Origin of the sequence: Paramesorhizobium endophyticum, from assembly GCF_014640615.1 — a bacterium.
Taxonomy (GTDB): domain Bacteria; phylum Pseudomonadota; class Alphaproteobacteria; order Rhizobiales; family Rhizobiaceae; genus Paramesorhizobium; species Paramesorhizobium endophyticum.
On record NZ_BMHH01000003.1, the window covers coordinates 285,070 to 305,087 of the forward strand.

The 20,018-nt window shown below is 61.3% G+C and carries 20 protein-coding genes; 5 read left to right on the top strand and 15 right to left on the bottom strand.

Translation table 11 applies throughout. The features are described from left to right. Positions 1–17: 17 nt before the first annotated feature. The 4 genes from IEX53_RS05795 to IEX53_RS05810 all read right to left on the bottom strand — a co-directional run bounded on the left by IEX53_RS05795 (position 18) and on the right by IEX53_RS05810 (position 4,068). Complete coding sequence (locus tag IEX53_RS05795) at positions 18–1,436, bottom strand: pyruvate dehydrogenase complex E1 component subunit beta (RefSeq protein ID WP_188822339.1); 1,419 nt, start codon at positions 1,434–1,436, stop codon at positions 18–20. A 13-nt stretch (positions 1,437–1,449) separates the two neighbouring features. Continuing rightward, positions 1,450–2,490, bottom strand: a complete 1,041-nt coding sequence (pdhA, locus tag IEX53_RS05800; RefSeq protein ID WP_188822341.1) for a pyruvate dehydrogenase (acetyl-transferring) E1 component subunit alpha — start codon at positions 2,488–2,490, stop codon at positions 1,450–1,452. A 210-nt stretch (positions 2,491–2,700) separates the two neighbouring features. Then, positions 2,701–3,015: an FtsB family cell division protein gene (locus IEX53_RS05805; protein ID WP_188822342.1), complete on the bottom strand. Its 315-nt coding sequence runs from the start codon at positions 3,013–3,015 to the stop codon at positions 2,701–2,703. 102 nt (positions 3,016–3,117) lie between these two features. Next, positions 3,118–4,068, bottom strand: a complete 951-nt coding sequence (locus tag IEX53_RS05810) for a LysR family transcriptional regulator (RefSeq protein WP_188822344.1) — start codon at positions 4,066–4,068, stop codon at positions 3,118–3,120. A gap of 73 nt (positions 4,069–4,141) precedes the next feature. On the opposite strand from IEX53_RS05810, the gene IEX53_RS05815 reads away from it, so the two are divergent. Next, a complete protein-coding gene (locus IEX53_RS05815) occupies positions 4,142–5,041 on the top strand; it encodes an EamA family transporter (RefSeq protein ID WP_188822345.1) in 900 nt (299 codons plus the stop codon). On the opposite strand, the gene IEX53_RS05820 is transcribed toward IEX53_RS05815, so the two are convergent. The 11 genes from IEX53_RS05820 to tpiA form a co-directional block, all read right to left on the bottom strand. Next, entirely contained in the window at positions 5,038–5,334 is a 297-nt protein-coding gene (locus tag IEX53_RS05820; RefSeq protein WP_188822347.1) for a type II toxin-antitoxin system RelE/ParE family toxin, read from the bottom strand. The genes IEX53_RS05815 and IEX53_RS05820 overlap by 4 nt on opposite strands. Then, positions 5,324–5,596, bottom strand: coding sequence for a type II toxin-antitoxin system ParD family antitoxin (locus IEX53_RS05825; RefSeq protein WP_188822349.1), 273 nt, complete (start codon positions 5,594–5,596; stop codon positions 5,324–5,326). Before IEX53_RS05825 ends, IEX53_RS05820 begins: the two co-directional genes overlap by 11 nt. Positions 5,597–5,699: 103 nt before the next feature. Then, positions 5,700–6,977 (bottom strand): phosphopyruvate hydratase, encoded by a 1,278-nt coding sequence (eno, locus tag IEX53_RS05830; RefSeq protein WP_188822351.1) that lies wholly within the window; start codon positions 6,975–6,977, stop codon positions 5,700–5,702. A gap of 151 nt (positions 6,978–7,128) precedes the next feature. After that, positions 7,129–8,133, bottom strand: a complete 1,005-nt coding sequence (locus IEX53_RS05835) for an alpha/beta hydrolase family protein (protein ID WP_188822352.1) — start codon at positions 8,131–8,133, stop codon at positions 7,129–7,131. A gap of 153 nt (positions 8,134–8,286) precedes the next feature. After that, positions 8,287–9,471 carry an acyltransferase family protein gene (locus IEX53_RS05840; protein WP_188822354.1) on the bottom strand — a complete coding sequence of 395 codons (1,185 nt, stop codon included), beginning with the start codon at positions 9,469–9,471 and terminating at the stop codon, positions 8,287–8,289. An 80-nt stretch (positions 9,472–9,551) separates the two neighbouring features. Next, complete coding sequence (kdsA, locus tag IEX53_RS05845) at positions 9,552–10,382, bottom strand: 3-deoxy-8-phosphooctulonate synthase (RefSeq protein WP_188822356.1); 831 nt, start codon at positions 10,380–10,382, stop codon at positions 9,552–9,554. 1 nt (position 10,383) lies between these two features. Next, positions 10,384–11,280: a VOC family protein gene (locus IEX53_RS05850; protein WP_188822358.1), complete on the bottom strand. Its 897-nt coding sequence runs from the start codon at positions 11,278–11,280 to the stop codon at positions 10,384–10,386. Positions 11,281–11,284: 4 nt separating this feature from the next. Further along, on the bottom strand, positions 11,285–12,913 hold the full coding sequence (gene pyrG, locus IEX53_RS05855) for a CTP synthase (protein ID WP_188822360.1): 1,629 nt from the start codon (positions 12,911–12,913) through the stop codon (positions 11,285–11,287). 234 nt (positions 12,914–13,147) lie between these two features. After that, positions 13,148–13,852: a L,D-transpeptidase gene (locus IEX53_RS05860; RefSeq protein ID WP_188822362.1), complete on the bottom strand. Its 705-nt coding sequence runs from the start codon at positions 13,850–13,852 to the stop codon at positions 13,148–13,150. 280 nt (positions 13,853–14,132) lie between these two features. Next, positions 14,133–14,561, bottom strand: a complete 429-nt coding sequence (gene secG, locus IEX53_RS05865; RefSeq protein ID WP_188822477.1) for a preprotein translocase subunit SecG — start codon at positions 14,559–14,561, stop codon at positions 14,133–14,135. Positions 14,562–14,667: 106 nt separating this feature from the next. Continuing rightward, positions 14,668–15,435, bottom strand: a complete 768-nt coding sequence (tpiA, locus tag IEX53_RS05870; protein WP_188822364.1) for a triose-phosphate isomerase — start codon at positions 15,433–15,435, stop codon at positions 14,668–14,670. A 152-nt stretch (positions 15,436–15,587) separates the two neighbouring features. Between tpiA and IEX53_RS05875 the strand changes: the two genes are divergently transcribed. The 4 genes from IEX53_RS05875 (at position 15,588) to moaC (ending at position 20,017) form a co-directional block, all read left to right on the top strand. Beyond that, complete coding sequence (locus IEX53_RS05875) at positions 15,588–17,474, top strand: peptidyl-prolyl cis-trans isomerase (RefSeq protein ID WP_188822366.1); 1,887 nt, start codon at positions 15,588–15,590, stop codon at positions 17,472–17,474. 7 nt (positions 17,475–17,481) lie between these two features. Further along, positions 17,482–18,504 (top strand): anthranilate phosphoribosyltransferase, encoded by a 1,023-nt coding sequence (gene trpD, locus IEX53_RS05880; protein WP_188822367.1) that lies wholly within the window; start codon positions 17,482–17,484, stop codon positions 18,502–18,504. Positions 18,505–18,507: 3 nt separating this feature from the next. Beyond that, complete coding sequence (gene trpC / locus IEX53_RS05885; protein WP_188822369.1) at positions 18,508–19,299, top strand: indole-3-glycerol phosphate synthase TrpC; 792 nt, start codon at positions 18,508–18,510, stop codon at positions 19,297–19,299. A gap of 223 nt (positions 19,300–19,522) precedes the next feature. Further along, positions 19,523–20,017 carry a cyclic pyranopterin monophosphate synthase MoaC gene (gene moaC / locus IEX53_RS05890; RefSeq protein ID WP_188822479.1) on the top strand — a complete coding sequence of 165 codons (495 nt, stop codon included), beginning with the start codon at positions 19,523–19,525 and terminating at the stop codon, positions 20,015–20,017. The last annotated feature ends 1 nt before the right edge of the window (position 20,018 follow it).

The window sequence follows — 20,018 nt, forward strand, 5'->3', positions numbered from 1 at the left end:
GTCCTGATCCTTCCACTTCAAGCGGTGTAGGTTACGGCTTTCACCGCCTCGACGACTTCCGCGACGCTGGGCAGCGCCAGCTTTTCAAGATTGGCGGCATAAGGCATCGGCACGTCCTTGCCCGCGACGGTAATGACCGGCGCATCGAGATAATCGAATGCCTGCTGCATGATGCGGGTCGCGATCTCGGTTCCGACTGACGATTGCGGATAGCCTTCCTCGACCGTCACGCAGCGTCCGGTCTTTTTAACAGATTCGATCACTGTCGGCAGGTCCATCGGGCGGATAGTCCTCAGGTCGATGATCTCAGCATCGATGCCGAGGCCCGCCAGCTCTTCCGCCGCCTTGATCGCATAGGTCATGCCGATGCCGAAGGAGACGATGGTGACATCCTTGCCAACCTTGTGGATGCGCGCCTTGCCGATGGGCAGGACGAAATCATCGAGCTTCGGCACGTCGAAGTGCTGGCCGTAAAGGATTTCGTTTTCGAGGAAGATCACCGGGTTCGGGTCGCGGATCGCCGCCTTGAGCAGGCCCTTGGCGTCGGCGGCGGTGTAAGGCATCACCACCTTCAGACCCGGAATATGGCTGTACCACGCGGCATAGCACTGCGAATGCTGAGCGGCGACGCGGGCGGCTGCACCGCTCGGTCCGCGGAAGACGATAGGCGCGCCCATCTGGCCGCCGGACATATAAAGCGTCTTCGCTGCCGAATTGACGATCTGGTCGATCGCCTGCATGCCGAAATTGAAGGTCATGAACTCGACGATCGGCCGCAACCCGGCAAAAGCCGCGCCTACGCCGACGCCGGCGAAGCCATGCTCGGTGATCGGCGTATCCACCACGCGGCGCGGGCCGAACTCTTCCAGCAGTCCCTGCGTGACCTTGTAGGCGCCCTGATATTCAGCCACTTCCTCGCCCATGACGAAGACGTCGGGATCGCGGCGCATTTCCTCGGCCATCGCATCGCGGAGCGCGTCGCGGACGGTCATGCTCACCATCTCGGTGCCAGCGGGAATATCAGGGTCGGAAGCGACCTCCACCTTCGGCTGGGCAGGCGCCCTGCTGTCGGAGGAGGATGACCGCTCTTCGCTCGACTGGCGGGCCTTGCCGCCCGCGGCATCGGATGGGGCAGCAGGCGTATCCGCGTCCGCCTTCGGGGCAGCGGAGGAACCGATGGAATCGGCGCTTTCGCCTTCGCCGAGCAGAACGGCGATCGGCGTATTGACCTTCACGCTCTCGGTGCCCTCAGGGACGAGGATCTTGCCGAGCGTACCTTCATCGACGGCTTCGACTTCCATCGTTGCCTTGTCGGTCTCGATTTCGGCGATCACATCGCCGGAGGTGACCTTGTCACCCTCTTTTTTCAGCCATTTGGACAGTTTGCCCTCTTCCATCGTCGGGGAAAGGGCGGGCATGAGGATTTCTACGGGCATGTCTTCCCTCCCCTTAGAGCAGGATATCGGTGTAAAGTTCGGACGCGTCGGGCTCAGGATCGTTTGTCGCGAAATCCGCCGAATCGGCGACGATATCGCGCACGTCCTTGTCGATTGCCTTCAACTCGTCCTCGCTCGCCCAGCCTTTTTCAAGGAGGCGATTGCGCACCTGATCTATGGGGTCATGCTCGGAGCGCATTTTCTGCACTTCGTCCTTGGAGCGGTACTTTGCCGGGTCCGACATGGAGTGGCCGCGATAGCGGTAGGTGAGCATTTCCAGGATGATCGGGCCCTTGCCGGCGCGGGTCCATTCCACCGCCTGGTCGGCCGCGGCCTTCACCGCGCGCACATCCATGCCATCGACCTGGATGCCGGGGATATCGAAGGACGCGCCGCGCTTCGAAAAATCCGTCTGCGCCGATGCGCGGGCCGTCGAAGTGCCCATGCCGTAGCGGTTGTTCTCGATCACATAGACGACCGGCAGGCTCCAGAGCTTGGCCATGTTGAAGCTCTCGTAGACCTGGCCCTGATTGGCCGCGCCATCGCCGAAATAGGTGATCGAGACATTGTCATTGCCGCGATATTTGTTGGCGAAGGCAAGGCCGGTGCCGAGCGGCACCTGCGCGCCGACGATGCCATGGCCGCCATAGAAAAACTTTTCCTTGGAGAACATGTGCATCGAGCCGCCCTTCCCCTTGGAAAGGCCGTGGCGCCGTCCGGTCAGCTCCGCCATGACACCGCGCGGGCTCATGCCCGTGGCAAGCATATGGCCATGGTCGCGATAGGCCGTGATGACCTGATCGCCCTTCTTCAGCGCAAGCTGCATGCCGACGACGACCGCTTCCTGGCCGATATAGAGATGGCAGAAACCGCCGATGAGGCCCATGCCGTAGAGCTGGCCGGCCTTCTCCTCGAAACGCCGGATCAGCAGCATTTCGCGGTAGGCGTTAATTTCCTGTTCCTTGGTGAAATCGGCAGGCTTGGGTGCCTTGGGTGCGTTCGAAGAAGCCGCCTGCGCTTTCGGCGCAGGAGCTTGATTAGCCCTCGGTGCCATTACTCACTCCCTGTTATGGTTGGCGGGGAGGATAAACGGGTGTTACACAAGATACAATATGCGCCCAGCGCATGGCTGCTATGAGATTATAACATCCTAATAATACACAATAAAAAGGCGATTAACCTGGTTTCGGTTAATTAGCTATGCGTTTTCGCGCCGACTCGTGGGTTGCGGATCATCTCCCCGCCTCGCCCGCGCGATCAAAATTCAGTGCGGCAGCATGATCGTCACCTCATCCGGGCGTGACAGATTCAGGGCGCGGCGCGCCTGCTCATCGAGCATGTCCTTCTCGATGGAACCGTCGCGCACCAGCGCCACTTCCCGCTCCAGATCGGTGCGCCGGCGCGTCAAGTCGGCGAGCTGATCGTTCATGATCCTGATCTGCTCTTCCAGCTTCACCCGGGCATTGATGCCATATTCGCCATGATAGGCGTGGAAGCCGAAATAATAGAGAAACGCGGCTGTAAGAGCCGGCACGATCAGCCGTCCACGAATCGATTTGCGCTTCTGTTTTGTCCACATGGCCCCGATACCTTCGCGCATGATCCAAAAGGTGCTGACTTTTCGGTCAGGATCATGCGGCTACCAAGGCAGCACACAAACATTGTTTTGCTTAACAGAGGCTTACAGTCCGGCTTCCTGACCGAACTCCGCCGTAATCAAATCGCGCATCCTGCCGATGGCTGGATTGCGCACGGCATCGAAACGCCAGCTTATACCATAGGCGTAGCGCGGAAACGGTAGCGGGCAGGCAGACAGCGCGAACGGGCCGAGATCACGCAGCGCCCGCGCCGCATGGGCCGGAACCGTCGCTATGGCATCGGTTCCCCGCAACAGGAACGGCAGGGCGGAGAAGTGAGTCGTCGCCGCCCGAACCGACCGTCGCAGGCCGCGCTCGGCAAGCACGTCATCGACGATCCCGCGAAGCCCGGAATAGGAAACGAGGATATGCTCGCTGGCCACATATTCCTCGATCGTCAGCGGAGCGTCGGTGCTTCTGGCGCGCCGGTCATAGACGATGAGATAATCGGAACTGCCTAGGGAAAGGTGCTTCAGCCGCTCGTCCCCCAGCCTGCCGGAGGTGATGGCGAGGTCGATTTCCCTGTCATGCATCGCCTGCGCCGCCACGAAGCTGTTGGTCTGGCGCAGCACGATTCGGACATGGGGCATTTCCCTTTTTGCCAGGTCGAGAATCCGCGCGCCGAAGGCCATCTCGAAATCGTCGGATAGGCCGATCCGCACCGGCACCACGGGCGCGCCCTCGCCTTCGTGCGGATTCGCGCCGCCCAAGGTTCCCGCGATGATCTGCAGCGCCTCTTCTATCGCAGGCCGCAGGAGGATGGCGCGCGGCGTCGGCCGGAGCCCGCGTTGCGTCCGCTCAAACAGCGGGTCGTCATAGACCATGCGCAAGCGCCGCAGCGACGCGCTGACGGCCGCCTGGCTGACACCCAGGCGAGCGGCGGCCTTCGTCGCGTTCATCTCGCTCATCAGCGCCTGGAAGACGGTGAGGAGGTTGAGATCGACGCCCCGGTCTTTCGTTTTGTTTATATCTGAATTCCACTCTGTTTGTTTCATTTATGTCGTATAACCCGATAAGCTTTCCACGCAGAAGACATTTCCGTCGCTTCGCGCAGGCAGGCTATCCGACATGAAACCCAGGCATTTTCTCCTTGCCCTCCTCGTCGCGGCGATATGGGGCATAAACTTCACCGTGATCCGGGTCGGGCTTGGCAGCTTTCCGCCATTGCTGCTTGCCGCGCTGCGATTTGCCATCGCGGCCCTCCCCGTCTTATTTCTCCCGCGCCCGAACATAACGTGGCCGCTTTTCCTCTGGATCGGAGTGATGCTGTTCTTCGGCCAGTTCGCCCTGCTGTTCACCGGCATGGCGGTAGGCCTCCCCGCGGGCCTCGCCTCGGTCGTCCTGCAATCGCAAGCTTTCCTGACGATCCTGATCGCTTCGGCATTCCTGCGCGAAAGGCCGACGCGCCAGCAGGTGGCGGGAACCTTGGTGGCATTCGCTGGGCTGGTGGCGATTTCCGCGACGGCGAATGGCGGGGATTTTACGATTGCCGGTCTTGGCCTCTGCCTTGCCGCCGCCCTGTGCTGGGCTATCGGCAACGTGCTTCTGAGACGCGCCGGAAAGGTGGATATGCTTGCACTAGTGGTCTGGCTCAGCCTCATCCCGCCAATCCCGCTGCTCCTGTTGTCGCTGCTGCTGGACGGCCCGCAGACGGTCGGCCATGCGCTGCTGAGCATCAACTGGAGCGGTGCGGGGGCGGTGCTCTACATCGCCGTGCTATCCACCATTCTCGGATTTGCGATCTGGGGCCAACTGCTCAAGCGCTATACCGCGGCCACCGTGGCGCCCTTTTCCCTGCTCGTGCCAATCTTCGGCGCGGCCTCGGCGGCGCTGTTTCTCGGCGAAAGCTTCGGCCCTGCCCGCATGGCCGGCATGGGCCTGGTGCTGATAGGTCTCGTTATTGTGGTTTTTCCGGGGAGGAGATTTGCGTCCGTAGGTCAAAAGGCCGGAAGCGTCGTTGATGCTTAATCGCCGAACAATATGGCAGCATAATCCATTGCACCATGCAAGATGCGGAGAATGACGATCCGCTCCTCTTCCACTCGGTAAAAAATCACATAGCTTCCGTGCATCCGGCGACGAATACCGTATTCCTCATATCTGGCCACCAGCGGAAAGCCATTGGGACTATGTACCAAAGCCTTGCACTTAATACGTATTTCATTGACAAATGAGTCTGCGCGGCGGGGATTATCCTGAGCAATATAATCGGAGATTTTCTCTAAATCAGACACCGCTTCGCGAAAAAACTCAACGATCATGCCTATTTTCAGCCTGTTCAGCCATCGCCCGATATTTGGCTTGAAGCCGATCAAATACTTCATCCGCAGGTACCGTGCGACCTGCTTTGATATCAGCCAAGCCTCGCATGATAGATGCATCGAGCGCGGCCAGTCTTGCCTCCCGCTCCTGTACAAGCCTTACCCCTTCGCGCAGAACCTCGCTTTTCGAGCCGTAGCGGCCCGTATCGACGAGTTCCTGGATGTAGCTTTCGAGCTGCTTGCCAAGGTCTGCGCTGATCATGTGCGTTTCTCCATCCAATACGGGATGGATACACATATCAGTTTTATCAACTATTATCAATGAATCGCCGCGCGCCAAGGAAGCGCGCGGCGAAAAAGAACAATCAGAACCGCTTGAAAGCCGAATAGCCCGCGTAGCGCGCCTGAGGTCCAAGCTCCTCCTCGATGCGGATGAGCTGGTTGTATTTCGCAAGCCGGTCGGAGCGGGCCAGCGAGCCGGTCTTGATCTGTCCGCAATTGGTCGCGACGGCGAGGTCGGCGATCGTCGAATCCTCGGTCTCGCCCGAGCGATGCGACATGACGGCGGTGTAGCCGGCCTTGTGTGCCGTCTCGACGGCGTCGAGCGTCTCCGACAGGGAGCCGATCTGGTTGACCTTGACGAGGATCGAGTTGGCGACGCCCTGCTTGATGCCGTCGCGCAGGCGCGCGGAATTGGTGACGAAGAGATCGTCGCCGACGAGCTGGCAGCGCTTGCCGATGAGGTCGGTCAGATATTTCCAGCCCTCCCAATCGTCCTCGGCCATGCCGTCCTCGATGGTGATGATCGGATAGTCGGTGGCGAGCTTGGCGAGATATTCGGCCTGAGCCTTGGCGTCGCGCGTCTGTCCCTCGCCTTCATAGACGTAATTGCCGTCCTTGAAGAATTCGGTCGCGGCGCAATCGAGGCCGATGGCGATTTCCTCGCCCGGCTTGAAACCGGCCTTTTCGATGGATTCCACGATGAAATCCAACGCGGCCTCGGCGCTCTTCAAGTTGGGCGCAAAGCCGCCCTCGTCGCCGACATTGGTGTTGTGCCCGGCATCCTTGAGGCGCTTCTTCAGGGTGTGGAACACTTCCGCGCCATAGCGCACCGCGTCACGCAGCGAGGACGCGCCGACCGGCAGGATCATGAATTCCTGGAAATCGATGGGATTGTCAGCGTGCGCGCCGCCGTTGATGATGTTCATCATCGGCACGGGCAGGACATGCGCGTTGACGCCGCCGACATAGCGGTAGAGCGGCAGGTTGGTGGCCTGCGCGGCGGCCTTTGCAACGGCGAGCGAGACGCCGAGAATGGCATTGGCGCCCAGGTTGCTCTTGTTCGGCGTACCGTCGAGCTCGATCATGGTCTGATCGACATGAAGTTGGTTTTCTGCGTCCATGCCAGCCAGCGCGTCGAAGATCGCGCCATTGACCGCCTCGACCGCCTTCTCGACGCCCTTGCCCAGATAGCGGGCGCCACCGTCGCGCAGCTCCACCGCCTCATGCGCGCCCGTGGAAGCACCTGATGGCACCGCCGCCCGGCCGAAGGATCCGTCCTCCAGCCTCACATCGACTTCCACGGTCGGATTGCCGCGGCTGTCGAGAATTTCACGACCGACGATGTCGATGATAGCAGTCATGGTGGATGTTCCTTCCAATTTCGCAAAACGAATGAAGCGCGCGAAGGGCCCGCGTGCTTTCCATAGCGAAAGGAAGGGAGAAGGAAAATCCCTGTTCAGATGAAATCGCCGTCACAAAGGCCGGGGGAAGTGGAAGAGTGGCGATATGCCCTTAAAGCTTCGCTTGAAGAAACGCCGCCACCGCGCGCTCGATCCGACGATGGATCGCCGCGCGATCGATATCCGGGCCATCCTTGCAGATGAGCGGAGCCTCCGCCGCCAGTTTTTCGGGACACGGATCGATGAAGACGAAGTGACGGCCCGGCACGACAATCTGCTCCGGAGGCGTAGGGAGGTCCTTGGCCAGCGCAAGGGCGTTGGGCACCGCGCTCATATAGGCGTCGTCTTCTGGCCGCAGCAGCAGGACAGGAATTTTAATCGCCGCGAGGCTGGCCTTGCTGAAAATGAAGCTCAGCGGGTCCATCAGAACCAGCGCCTTCAAGCGCGGCTCCGCCTGCGGCTGCCATGATCCCAATTGCTTGACGGCATCGGGATCATTGTCATTGGCAGGGCCGCAGGAGCCGATATCGCCCTGCCCCTCGCCGCCGCAATAGGCCGCTACTGCAGCGAAGTCCGGGCGAGCGCCTGCCAGCGCCAGAGCGGTGTATCCACCGGCTGAATAGCCGATCATGCCTATGCGCTGAGGGTCGACATGCTCCGCAAAGCGGCTGTCCGCCAGCACCGCGTTGAGGGCCTCCAGCGCCTGGCGCGGACGCGCCCTGAGGATTTGCGCCTGATTCTTGGCCCGAGGCTGGCCGACCGTATCCCCGAGATGCGCCGGCGCAACAACCACGAACCCCTCGCGCGCCAAACTGGCTTCGAGATCTCGATGACTCAACGGAGAGCCGCCGCGGCCATGCGAAAAAAGCACCACCGGGAAACGCTGGCCAGTGGCAACAGGCGCATTCTGGCTGGCGGAAATGGTGAAAGGACCAGCTTGCCACGGCTTTTCGGGAGTGGATGTGGGATACCAGACGATGGCGTTGAACGCCCCGTCCGCATCCGGGATCGTCAGACGAACGACACCGGCATGATATGGCGCAGTCTCGGCCGATGCAGATTGCGGTGCGCCAACACCACCGACCAATAAGGCGACGATCAACAGTAACTTGTGCATGCGGCATCCCTCCCCATCAGGTTTAGACCGATAGTGACAGATACCGCGTGAAAAGCGCTACGGTAAAAGACACATCCGTCACAGCGCCACGGGAAAAATTGAGCGAAAATCGCCAGAAGCGCGAATTCCCCTGCTGCAGGGCAATAGCGGCCATTACGCCACTCGCCCGTCCTGCAATTTCAGGGTCGGAGAGACAAGGGCGGGAGCCGCGGTCTGCTGCGTATGCAAATGCGACCCGAACCGACGTCGCAGAGAGAAGAAGGGACGCTCGACCAAACGATAGGAGAGCGCTGCGGCCCCGAAGGTGATGATCCAGCCGAGTACCCAACCCAAGATACCAGGCAGGCTGAGATGCCTGGCCGCGAAATTGCCCAGATCCAAACCGGCGAGGTGCCATAGATAGAGCGAGTAGCTCAACAGGCCTATCATGACGAGTGGCCGGCTATCGAGCAGCTTTCGGACTACGGGGAAGCGGCTGGTGCTTGTCAGCGCCAGGATTGGGGGCATCAGCGCGAGACTTTGGATCGTGTAGCGTAGGGTACTGCGGAAGAACGGATCGCGGATCAGGAAGGTTGCAAGCAGGATTATCAGCGCGATGCCGACGACGGATGGACGCGTCAGGCGGTCCATAAGTCCGCGGGCCTTCGGGGCGTCGCGAAGTATGGCAGCAAGCGCACCATAGAGGATGGCATCCATCCGGGCTTCCGTTGCAATGCCGTTATACTGTGTCGCCTCCTCTGGCGCAGCCAGTGCCACGCCGATACGCACCGCGAGCGAGGCAATGCACAGGCCGACGAGCGTAGGCACCAGCATGCTCCGGCGCGGCAGCACGAAGAGCATCAGCCAGGGAAAGAAAATGTAAAAATGCTCCTCCACGGCAAGCGACCATAGCTGGCCACCGATCCCCTGCATGATATCAGGCACGAAGATCACGAGATAATTGGTCATGTAGGCGAGCGCGCCTACCACGCCGAGTGGATGCAACCGCTCGCCAATCGCCACCCAGACCGCTCCGCTCAAGGCAACGAAGACGAAGAGCGGCGGAAACAGGCGCAGGAAGCGCCGCATGTAAAAGGCGCCTACGGCGATTGTCCCGCTACGTCTATGTTCGTCGATGAGCAGCGTTGTGATGAGAAAGCCGCTGATAAAGAAGAAGACTGTAACGCCGAAGACGCCGGGGATGCGATCCTGCAAGCCCGAATGCGACGCCATGACGATCAGGATACTCAGCGCACGGAACCCGTCGAGAGCGGGTATCTTTTGTGCTGTCGATGGGCGTGCTTCCCCTGCCGGCATAAGGAAATCTCCGGTCCGCAATGCAATCGTGTCGTCGCGCATAGCGCCGTCCCCCTTCCCCTATAGGTTTCAGGCTTATAGCGGCGGACGCCCGGTGTAAAGCAATACGGGAAAGGCGAAGATTACCCCTTCGCGATCCGATCAAACGCCATCAGCGTTTCCAGAAGCCGCGGCATCTCACCGAGGGGCACCATGTTCGGGCCGTCCGAAGGCGCGTTGTCGGGGTCTTCGTGGGTCTCGATGAAGACACCGGCGACGCCCACGGCAACGGCGGCGCGCGCCAGCGTTTCGACGAATTCACGCTGGCCGCCCGAGGAAGCACCCTGCCCGCCCGGCTGCTGCACCGAATGGGTGGCGTCGAAGATGACGGGCGCGCCGAAGCCGGCCATGATCGGCAGGGCGCGCATGTCGGAGACGAGCGTGTTATAGCCGAAGGAAGCGCCGCGCTCCGTCGCCAGCACATTCGGATTACCGCTTGTCGTGACCTTGGCGATGACATTCTTCATGTCCCATGGCGCGAGAAACTGGCCCTTCTTGATGTTGATGACGCGGCCCGTCTTGGCGGCAGCGATGAGAAGGTCGGTCTGGCGGCAGAGGAAGGCCGGAATTTGCAGGATATCCACCACCTCGCCGACGATGGCGCATTGCTCTTCCGTATGCACGTCGGTCAGAACAGGCAGGCCGAATTCCTTTTTGAGGTCGGCGAAGACTTCCAGCGATTTTTCCAAGCCCATGCCGCGCGTGGCCGTAAGCGAAGTGCGGTTCGCCTTGTCGAAGCTCGACTTGTAGACGAGGCCGATGCCCAGCTTTTCCGTCAATTCCTTGAGCGCGCCCGCCATGTCGAAGGCGTGCTGGCGGCTCTCCATCTGGCATGGCCCGGCGATGAGGGACAGGGGACCGGAATTGGAGAACGAGACCGAGCCTGCGGAAACGGTGGAACTGGGAGAAGTCATATCATGCCTCGAATGCGAATGTTGCGCCCTGCCCTGCGGCGCGATGAACGATGATGCGCGCGCCGCGTTTTTCAAATGCGACGCCATTGGCGGATAGCAGGTTCTGAAGCTTTTCCAGGTCGCCTACGGTGAAGACAATGCCCTGCAATCGCAATCCCCGCTCGCCCTGCGGCGCTTTGGCTCCCAGGAAAGCCTCAAGCCCAGCCGGCGTCAGAACCGCTATATCGGCATTGGCGGCGCGAATATCCATACCGAAGGAATGGGCGTTTACATCGCGCCTGTTGACCACTTCCTGCAACAGATACTGGAAATCGCTCGGGTTCGGCTCGCTCAACACCACTTGGCGGATGGCAACCACGCCATTTTCATGCCTTTGCAGCGCGCTGCGGTCCACGTCAGGCACATTCACCCGCTGACAGGTGAAGAAGAAGACGTCTGGCGCGCGCAGATCGGCAGCAAAGGCGAGCCGGAATGCCGCCTCGTCCTGCTTTCCGTCGGGTGTGAGGAAAGGGCGCGAGAAGTCAAGAATGCTGCCGGCCGAGATGCCTGCATGGGTGAAAGCCACATGATCGGCCCTCGCATCCTCAGTCCCCATGACGAGGGCGGCAAAGCCTTCTTCTCCATGGCGGAAGCGATATGCCCGGTCGCGGGCGACGAAGACATTTCCCTCAATCGCGGCTCGCTCGTAGTTTTCACGCTCGCCTATCGCCAGCGATTCGAGAAACGTGCCGTCCGCCAGATAGGTGCAGGCATTGATGGTGCCGAAGGGATGCCTGCCCTCCGGCGCCACCGTGAAGCCCAATTTCGCCAGCCGATCCCGCGCCGCGCCGAGGCTCGCCGTGGGAAGCACCAGATGGTCGACCGGGCGAGCCTTGCGTAACGGAGCGGGAGACTGCATCGCGTCAGACGAGCCTGCTCTGCTCCACCGCCGCCTCGATGAAGGAGGCGAACAGCGGATGCGGCTCGAAGGGGCGGGATTTCAGTTCCGGATGGTACTGAACGCCGATGAACCAGGGATGGTCAGCATATTCGATCGTTTCCGGCAGGACGCCGTCCGGCGACATGCCCGAGAAGACCAGCCCGCATTGCTCCAGCCGCTCCTTATAGTCGATGTTGACCTCGTAGCGGTGGCGGTGGCGTTCGGAAATCTCCGGCGAGCCATAGATGTCGGCAATGCGGGTTCCGGCCTTGAGCCTTGCTTCATAGGCGCCGAGGCGCATGGTGCCGCCCAGATCGCCCGATTTCGAGCGCTTCTCCAGCATGTTGCCCTTGAGCCATTCCGTCATCAGGCCGACGACCGGCTCGCCCGTGGGGCCGAACTCGGTCGAGGAAGCCTGTTCGATGCCGGCCAGATTGCGCGCCGCCTCGATGCAGGCCATCTGCATGCCGAAGCAGATGCCGAAATAGGGCACCTTGCGCTCGCGGGCGAATTTCGCCGCCAGGATCTTGCCTTCCGAGCCGCGCTCGCCGAAGCCGCCCGGCACGAGGATGCCATGCACCTTTTCCAGATGCGGGGCCGGGTCTTCCTGCTCGAACACTTCCGATTCGATCCAGTCGAGATTGACCTTCACCCGGTTGGCCATGCCGCCATGATGCAGCGCCTCGATCAGCGACTTGTAGGCGTCTTTGAGGCCGGTATATTTGCCGACGATGGCGATGGTCACTTCGCCTTCCGGGTTGTGGATGCGGCTCGAGACTTCCTGCCAGCGCTCCATGCGCGGCTTGGGCGCGGGGTCGATACCGAAGGCGGCCAGCACTTCCGAATCGAGTCCTTCCGCATGGTATGCGGTCGGCACGTCATAGATGCTCGCCACGTCCAGCGCCTGGATAACCGCAGACGGACGCACATTGCAGAACAGCGACAGCTTGCGCCGCTCCGATTCCGGAATGGGCCGGTCGGCACGGACCAGAAGAATATCCGGCGCAATGCCGATGGAGCGCAGTTCCTTGACCGAATGTTGCGTCGGCTTGGTTTTGAGCTCTCCCGCCGCCGGGATATAGGGCATCAGCGTCAGATGGATATAGACGGCGCTGCCGCGCGGGAGTTCGTTACCGAGCTGGCGGATCGCCTCCAGGAACGGCATCGCCTCGATATCGCCGACGGTGCCGCCGATCTCGCACAGCACGAAATCGAAATCCTCATTCCCTTCGGTGATGAAGCTCTTGATCTCGTCGGTGACGTGCGGAATGACCTGGACGGTCGCGCCCAGATAATCGCCGCGGCGTTCCTTCTCGATGATGTTGCGGTAGATGCGGCCCGTGGTGATGTTGTCCTGCTTGTTCGCGGGACGCCCGGTGAACCGTTCGTAATGTCCGAGGTCGAGGTCGGTTTCCGCCCCGTCATCCGTCACGAACACCTCACCATGCTGGTAAGGCGACATCGTGCCCGGATCGACATTCAGATAAGGGTCAAGCTTCCTGATGCGCACGCGGTAGCCGCGTGCCTGGAGGAGAGCCGCAAGTGCTGCGGCAGCGATGCCTTTTCCAAGGGAAGAAACCACGCCGCCTGTGATGAATACATATCGCGCCATGGGCTTACGTCGTTAGACCCTCCTGATCGATTCCGCCACAAAAAAATCCATCCCGGAGGCGTTTTCCCCCGAGTTCGTTTCATGGCGCTAATTTATTCGTTGCTTTTAGATGCGGCGCTATCTGTTTGTTTTCAATCAATGAAGCCGCGATTGAATCGTAATTCCACCGATAGTTTCAAGCAGCAAAAAAGCCGGGCCTGAACCCGGCTTTCGACTTTGCCTGTACGCCTGATATCAGCGGACGATGACTTCCGTGCCGACATCGACGCGGTTGTAAAGGTCCATCACATGCTCGTTGACCATGCGGAAGCAGCCATTGGAGGCGGAACTGCCGATGGTCCAGGGCTGCGTGGTGCCGTGGATGCGGATATAGGTGTCCTTGTTGCCCTGCGAGAGATAGAGCGCGCGGGCGCCGAGCGGGTTGCCGGGGCCGCCGTCCATGCCGTCCTTGTATCTGGCGTACTGCGCCGGGCTGCGCTGGATCATTTCCTTGGTGGGAATCCAGCGCGGCCATTCGCGCTTGGTGCCGATGACGGCGGTGCCCTTCCATTGCAGGCCTTCCTTGCCCACCGCGATGCCGTAGCGGCGCGCCGTGGTGGAGGTCTCGACCAGATAGAGAAACTTCTGTCTCGGATCGATCACGATCGTTCCGGGCTTGTAGCCGGAGAACGCAACTTCCTGCGGCATGAACTTCGGATCGATATTGTATTTGTTGCGGCCCGACGGAGCCTTGCTCTGCTGGGTTCCGCCCTTCTTGCGCGCCTGCGGCTTTTTGGCGGGCGATTCCTTGCTGCCGGTGGCAAGCGAAACTTCCTTGAGCAGCGCGTCAGCGCCGACCGACGCCCTGGTGGCGGCGCCCTGCACGGCGGGCTGCGCCATCGCCGGAACAGTCAGACACAATCCCGCGACGCTCGCGAGGAGGACAAGGCGTGAAAACATGGGATTACCCCTGGAAAGAATGAGACCTGGCAAGCCGGAGCGGATCGGGAAAATCTCGGGTACCGGCCTTTTGATTTCAGATACGCCAAACATGTTTTTCACTCAACGCACAATCGCTGTGATCAAGAGAATAGGGCCTGATGTATGGCCCGACTGCAACACTTAGGCTCTCCGACAATTCACATCAGTAATACCAAACATATTAAAAAAGATTAAAAGCCCCTCGATACTTCGAGGGGCTTTCAAATATATGTGGATAACGCCGTTAATACTTTAGGCTTTACTGCGAATTAGGAACCGTATCTGCGGGCTTCTCTGGCGTTGCTTGCGTTGGAGCCGTTTCAGCCGGTGCCGTTGCTGCGGGAGGCGTAGGCTGCGATGACGCGCCGCCAAGCTGGTTCAGAACGCCGCCCGAGCCCGGAGCCGCCGGAGTGGTCTGGCTGCCTGGAACCGCAGCCGGGATACGGTCGAGAATATCGCTGGAGCTGCCGCCGCGATGCGCCATGACGCCGAGCATGATGGAGGTGGCGAAGAAAGCAGCCGCGAGGATCGCCGTCGTCCGGGTCAGCGCGTTAGCCGCGCCGCGCGCGGTCATGAAGCCGGAGCCGCCGCCGATGCCAAGCCCGCCGCCTTCGGAGCGCTGGATAAGCACCACGCCGACGAGCGCGATGACGATCAGGAGATGGATCACGATGATAATGGGCTGCAGGGATTGCATGGAACTGAGTCTGCTTTCTCGCTTTTGTTGGCGCTCTTTACACTCTATTGCCGGATAATCCAAGCCGTATCAGGGGTGAAATACGGCGTTTCCTCGTCTATAAGCTGGTATAAGCGTGGCAAATAGCGAGGAAATCCGACGCTTTCAAGCTCGCCCCGCCGACAAGCGCGCCATCGACATTCATGATGCCGAGAAGCTCGACCGCGTTCGAGGGCTTCACAGACCCGCCATAGAGCAGCCGGAGCTTCGCCCCCTCTTCGCCGAAACGCGCGATCAATTCGCTGCGCATGAAGGCGTGGGCCTTTTCCACATCTTCCGCCGTAGGCGTCAGGCCGGTGCCGATGGCCCAGACCGGCTCATAGGCGATGATCGTCGTCCCGCTCGTCACTCCATCGGGCAGCGAGTCCGCGAGTTGGCGGCCGATGACGTCAAGCGTCTTACCAGCCTCGCGCTCCGCCGCTGTCTCGCCGACACAGACGATGGCCGTCAGCCCGGCTTTCCATGCGGCCTCGGTCTTGGCCCGCACGAGCGCATCGGTCTCATGGTGATCGGTGCGGCGCTCGGAATGCCCGACGATGACATAATTCGCACCTGCTTCCTTCAGCATGGCGGCGGAGATATCGCCCGTATGCGCGCCCGATTCCTTCATGTGGCAGTCCTGTCCGCCGAGGCCGACCGGCGTCGAGGCGAGCACTTCGGCAGCGCGGGAGATCAATGTCGCGGGGACGCAGATGACGGCATCGAGCTTGCCGGCAAGGCCATCGGAGCTGAACCCGGTAGCGATGGCCCGCAATTCGACGAGAGCCTCCCCTGTGCCGTTCATTTTCCAATTGCCGGCGACCATTGGACGGATGCCTGGAGTCATTGTGCGTCTCCTCCCTAATGTTTTCCAAGCGTCTGACTATCAAATCCGGATTGCAATGCAAGCTTGCGCAACTCAATGAATCCTTGATCCCGCCTGCACTTGCGGCTATCCCCGAGTTTCGAAAGAGAAATTATCATTGCCAGGATAGTCCTATGCTCGACAGTTTGCGTAATGCCGCCCGCTCCTGGGTCGCCAAGCTTCTACTCGGTGTCCTGGTGTTGAGTTTTGCCGCCTGGGGCATTGCGGATGCGTTCCGGGGCGATATGAGCGGCAATGCCGTTATCTCCGCCGGCAAGTCCGAGGTGACCGCGACGCAGTTCCGCCTTGCCTATGACCGGCAGTTGATGGCGCTGTCGCAGCAGTTCGGCCAGCGGCTGACGCGCGACCAGGCGCAGGCTCTCGGCATTACCAACCAGGTGCTCGCACAGCTTGCCGCCGGTGTCGTTCTCGACGAGGAAGCGCGGCATATGAAACTCGGCCTTTCCGAGGACCGTTTGCTGCAACTGACCGCGCAGGATCCCGCCTTCCAGAATGGTGCCGGCCAGTTCGACCGGACGCGCTTCACCGATGTGCTGCGCCAGATCGGGATGACTCCGGACGATTACCTGAAGAATCGCGCCGAGATCGCGCGCCGCCAGCAGATCGTCGAGGCGGTCGCCGATGGTGTGAAGGCTCCCGCCACGCTTCTGAAGGCGCTGGCGCTCTATCAGGGTGAAAGCCGCACGATCGACTATATCACCGTGCCCCTTTCCAGCGTCGGAACGATCCCCAACCCGTCCGACAGCGAGCTCAAGACCTATTTCGACGCGCATTTGAGCGAATACCGCGCGCCTGAGTATCGCAAGATCAGCTATGTGAAGCTGACGCCGGAAGATATCGCCAATCTCCCCTCCGTCACGCCGGAGGAGATCAAGGCCTATTATGACAAGAACCTCGCGCGCTATACGACGCCCGAGACCCGCACGATCCAGCAATTGACCTACCCCGATGCCGCCGCTGCCAAGGCCGCGCATGACAAGATCGCCGCCGGGACATCCTTCGACGATCTGGTGAAGGAACAGGGCAAGTCGGAACAGGACGTGACGCTCGGCACCTATACCAGGGATGCGCTGCCAGAGAAGCCGATCGCCGATGCCGCCTTTGCGCTCCCCCAGGGCGGCGTGAGCGATGTGGTGACCGGCGCGTTCGGCCCCGTCATCCTGCGCGTCACCGCCATCACGCCGCAGAATGTGAAGCCGCTTGCCGAGGCCGAGGCTGACATCCGCAAGACCATCGCCGTATCCGCGGCCATGAACGAAATCCCCTCGATCCACGATCATTACGAGGATGAACGCTCATCCGGCATGACGATGGCCGATGCGGCCTCCAAGCTGAACCTGAAGGCGGTGACCATCGCCGCCATGGACAAGGACGGCAACGGCCCTGATGGCAAGCCGGTCGATGTGCCGGAAAAGCAGCGTCTCCTCCCCGCAGCCTTCCAGACCGACGCAGGCGTCGACAATGACGCGCTGACGGTCGGCAACAATGGCTATATCTGGTATCAGGTCGATAGCGTCACCCCTGCCCGCGACCGCACGCTGGACGAGGTCAAGGACAAGGTCATTACCCAGTGGAAAGAGGAAGAGGCTGAAAAGCGCTTGACCGCCAAGGTCGACGAGTTGAAGAAGCGCCTCGACGGCGGCGCGACCATTGACCAGATCGCTGGGGAATTGAACCTGCCGAAGCAGACCAAGCGCGGCATCACCCGCGTCGGCAACGATACCGAGCTCGGGACCGAAGCCGTGGCCCAGGTGTTCAGCGGCCCGAACGGCACGGCCGGCATCGCGCCTGCCGCAACTGACGGAGCGCAGATCGTGTTCAAGGTCGTCGATGCGGTCGAGCCCGCAGCCACCGCCCCTGATTCCATCCCGGCGAACGAGCGCGACGCCATGTCCGCCCGCCTGTCGGACGATCTTCTCGACCAACTGGTGGCGAAGCTGCAGACGCAATATCCTGTCAGCGTCAACCAGGCCGCCATTGACCGCGCGCTGGCTTTTTGAGGACGCCATGGCTGACTTGAAGACCCATATCGGTAAGGTCGCGCTGGGCACGCCCCTCACCCGGGCGGAAGCGGAGGAAGCCTTCGGCATCATGATGTCCGGCGAGGCGACGCCTTCGCAGATCGGCGGCTTCCTGATGGCGCTGCGCGTACGCGGTGAAACGGTGGATGAGATCGCAGGTGCGGTTGCTGCCATGCGCGCCAAGATGCTGCTGGTGGAAGCGCCTGACGATGCGGTGGATATCGTCGGGACCGGCGGCGACCAGTCCGGCTCCTACAATGTCTCCACCTCCTCCGCCTTCGTGGTGGCAGGCGCGGGCGTTCCGGTGGCCAAGCATGGCAACCGCGCGCTCTCCTCGAAATCCGGCGCGGCGGACACTCTCGCCGCCCTCGGCATCAATATCGAGGCCGGGCCGGAACTGATTTCCGCCTGCATCCGCGAGACCGGGCTGGGCTTCATGTTTGCCCCGTCGCACCATTCGGCGATGCGGCATGTCGGCCCGAGCCGCGTGGAGCTCGGCACCCGCACGATCTTCAACCTGCTGGGACCGCTCTCCAGCCCGGCGGGCGTCAAGCGCCAGCTCGTCGGCGTCTTCGCGCGCCAATGGGTGGAGCCCCTCGCCCATGTGCTGAAGGAACTCGGCTCGCATACGGTCTGGGTCGTCCATGGCGACGGGCTCGACGAAATGACGACCTCAGGCACCACCCATGTGGCGGCGCTGGAGAATGGCGAAATCCGCACCTTCGAAATCACACCTGAGAGCGTCGGCCTGCGGCGTGCCGATCCGGCGGAATTGAAGGGCGGCGATGCGGTGCATAATGCCGAGGCGCTGCGCGGCGTGCTCGAAGGGGCCAAGGGCGCTTTTCGCGACATCACGCTTTTGAATTCCGGCGCGGCGCTGGTGATTGCTGGCAGGGCTGAAAACCTCGAGGAAGGGATCGCCCTCGCCGCCCATTCGATCGATAGCGGCGCCGCGAATGCTGTATTAGAGAAACTGGTCGCCGTTTCCAATCGCGAAGGCGCTGTGTGAGCCATGGCCGACATTCTGCAAAAGATCGAAGCCTACAAGCGCGAGGAAATCGCCTCCGCCAAGGCGCGCATGCCGCTCGCCGAGGTCAAGGCAAAGATAGCGTACCAGGCGCCGACGCGCGGGTTCTTCAATGCCTTGCAGGCCAAGCGCGCCCGAAACGAGTTTGCGCTGATTGCGGAAATCAAGAAGGCCAGCCCGTCCAAGGGCCTGATCCGGCCCGATTTCAATCCTCCTGCGCTGGCGGACGCCTATCAGCGCGGCGGCGCGGCCTGCCTGTCCGTGCTGACGGATACGCCATCCTTCCAGGGCGCCCCGGAATTCCTCACCGCCGCCCGCGATGCCTGCGCCCTTCCCGCCCTGCGCAAGGATTTCCTGTTCGATATCTATCAGGTCTATGAGGCGCGCAGCTGGGGCGCGGATTGCATCCTGATCATCATGGCGAGCGTCTCCGACGATCTTGCCCGCGAACTGGAGGAAACCGCCTTCTCGCTCGACATGGATGCGCTCATCGAGGTGCATGACGAAGCGGAGATGGAGCGCGCGCTGAAGCTCGCCTCGCCGCTGATCGGCATCAACAACCGCAACCTGCGCACCTTCGAGGTCGATCTTGCAACGTCGGAACGCCTTGCCGCTATGGTGCCCGATGACCGGCTGCTGGTCGGCGAGAGCGGCATCTTCACCCATGACGACTGCCTGCGGCTGGAGCGCTCCGGCATTGGGACGTTTTTGGTGGGCGAAAGCCTGATGCGGCAGGAGGATGTTGCTGCTGCAACGGCGAAGCTGCTGCGTGGTTAGGTGGATAATTGGAAACCTCGGTTCCATACACCCCCCTCTGCCCTACCGGGCATCTCCCCCACAAGGGGGGAGATTGGCTGTCACACCCGCTTTCGCCAATCATCGACGTCATAGAATTGAGCGCCGTCATGGATGAAGTCCAATCTCCCCCCTTGGGGGGGAGATGCCCGGCAGGGCAGAGGGGGATGTGACAGTGACGAAACGCCTAAACGAATCGCGCCCTATGACCTCCCCCCTCACCCATCTCGACGAAACCGGCGCGGCCCACATGGTCGATGTTGGGGCGAAAGCCGAAACCGAGCGGGTCGCCGTGGCGGAAGGTTTCGTCACCATGCGCCGCGAGACGCTGGATCTGATCCTCGATGGCAACGCCGCCAAGGGCGATGTGATCGCGACGGCGCGTATTGCCGGCATCATGGCGGCCAAGAAGACCGCTGAGATGATCCCGCTCTGCCATCCGCTGATGCTGACGAAAGTTGCTGTCACCATCGAGGCCGACGAGTCTCTGCCTGGCCTGCGCGTCGAGGCGATGGCGAAGCTGACGGGAAAGACTGGGGTGGAGATGGAGGCGCTGGCGGCGGTTTCCGTCGCCTGCCTCACCATCTACGACATGGCCAAGGCCGCCGACAAAGCCATGGTGATCGGCAATATAAGGCTTCTCTCGAAGAGCGGCGGCAAGTCCGGCGATTGGTCCGCTCTCTTGCCTGGAGGTGACTGAC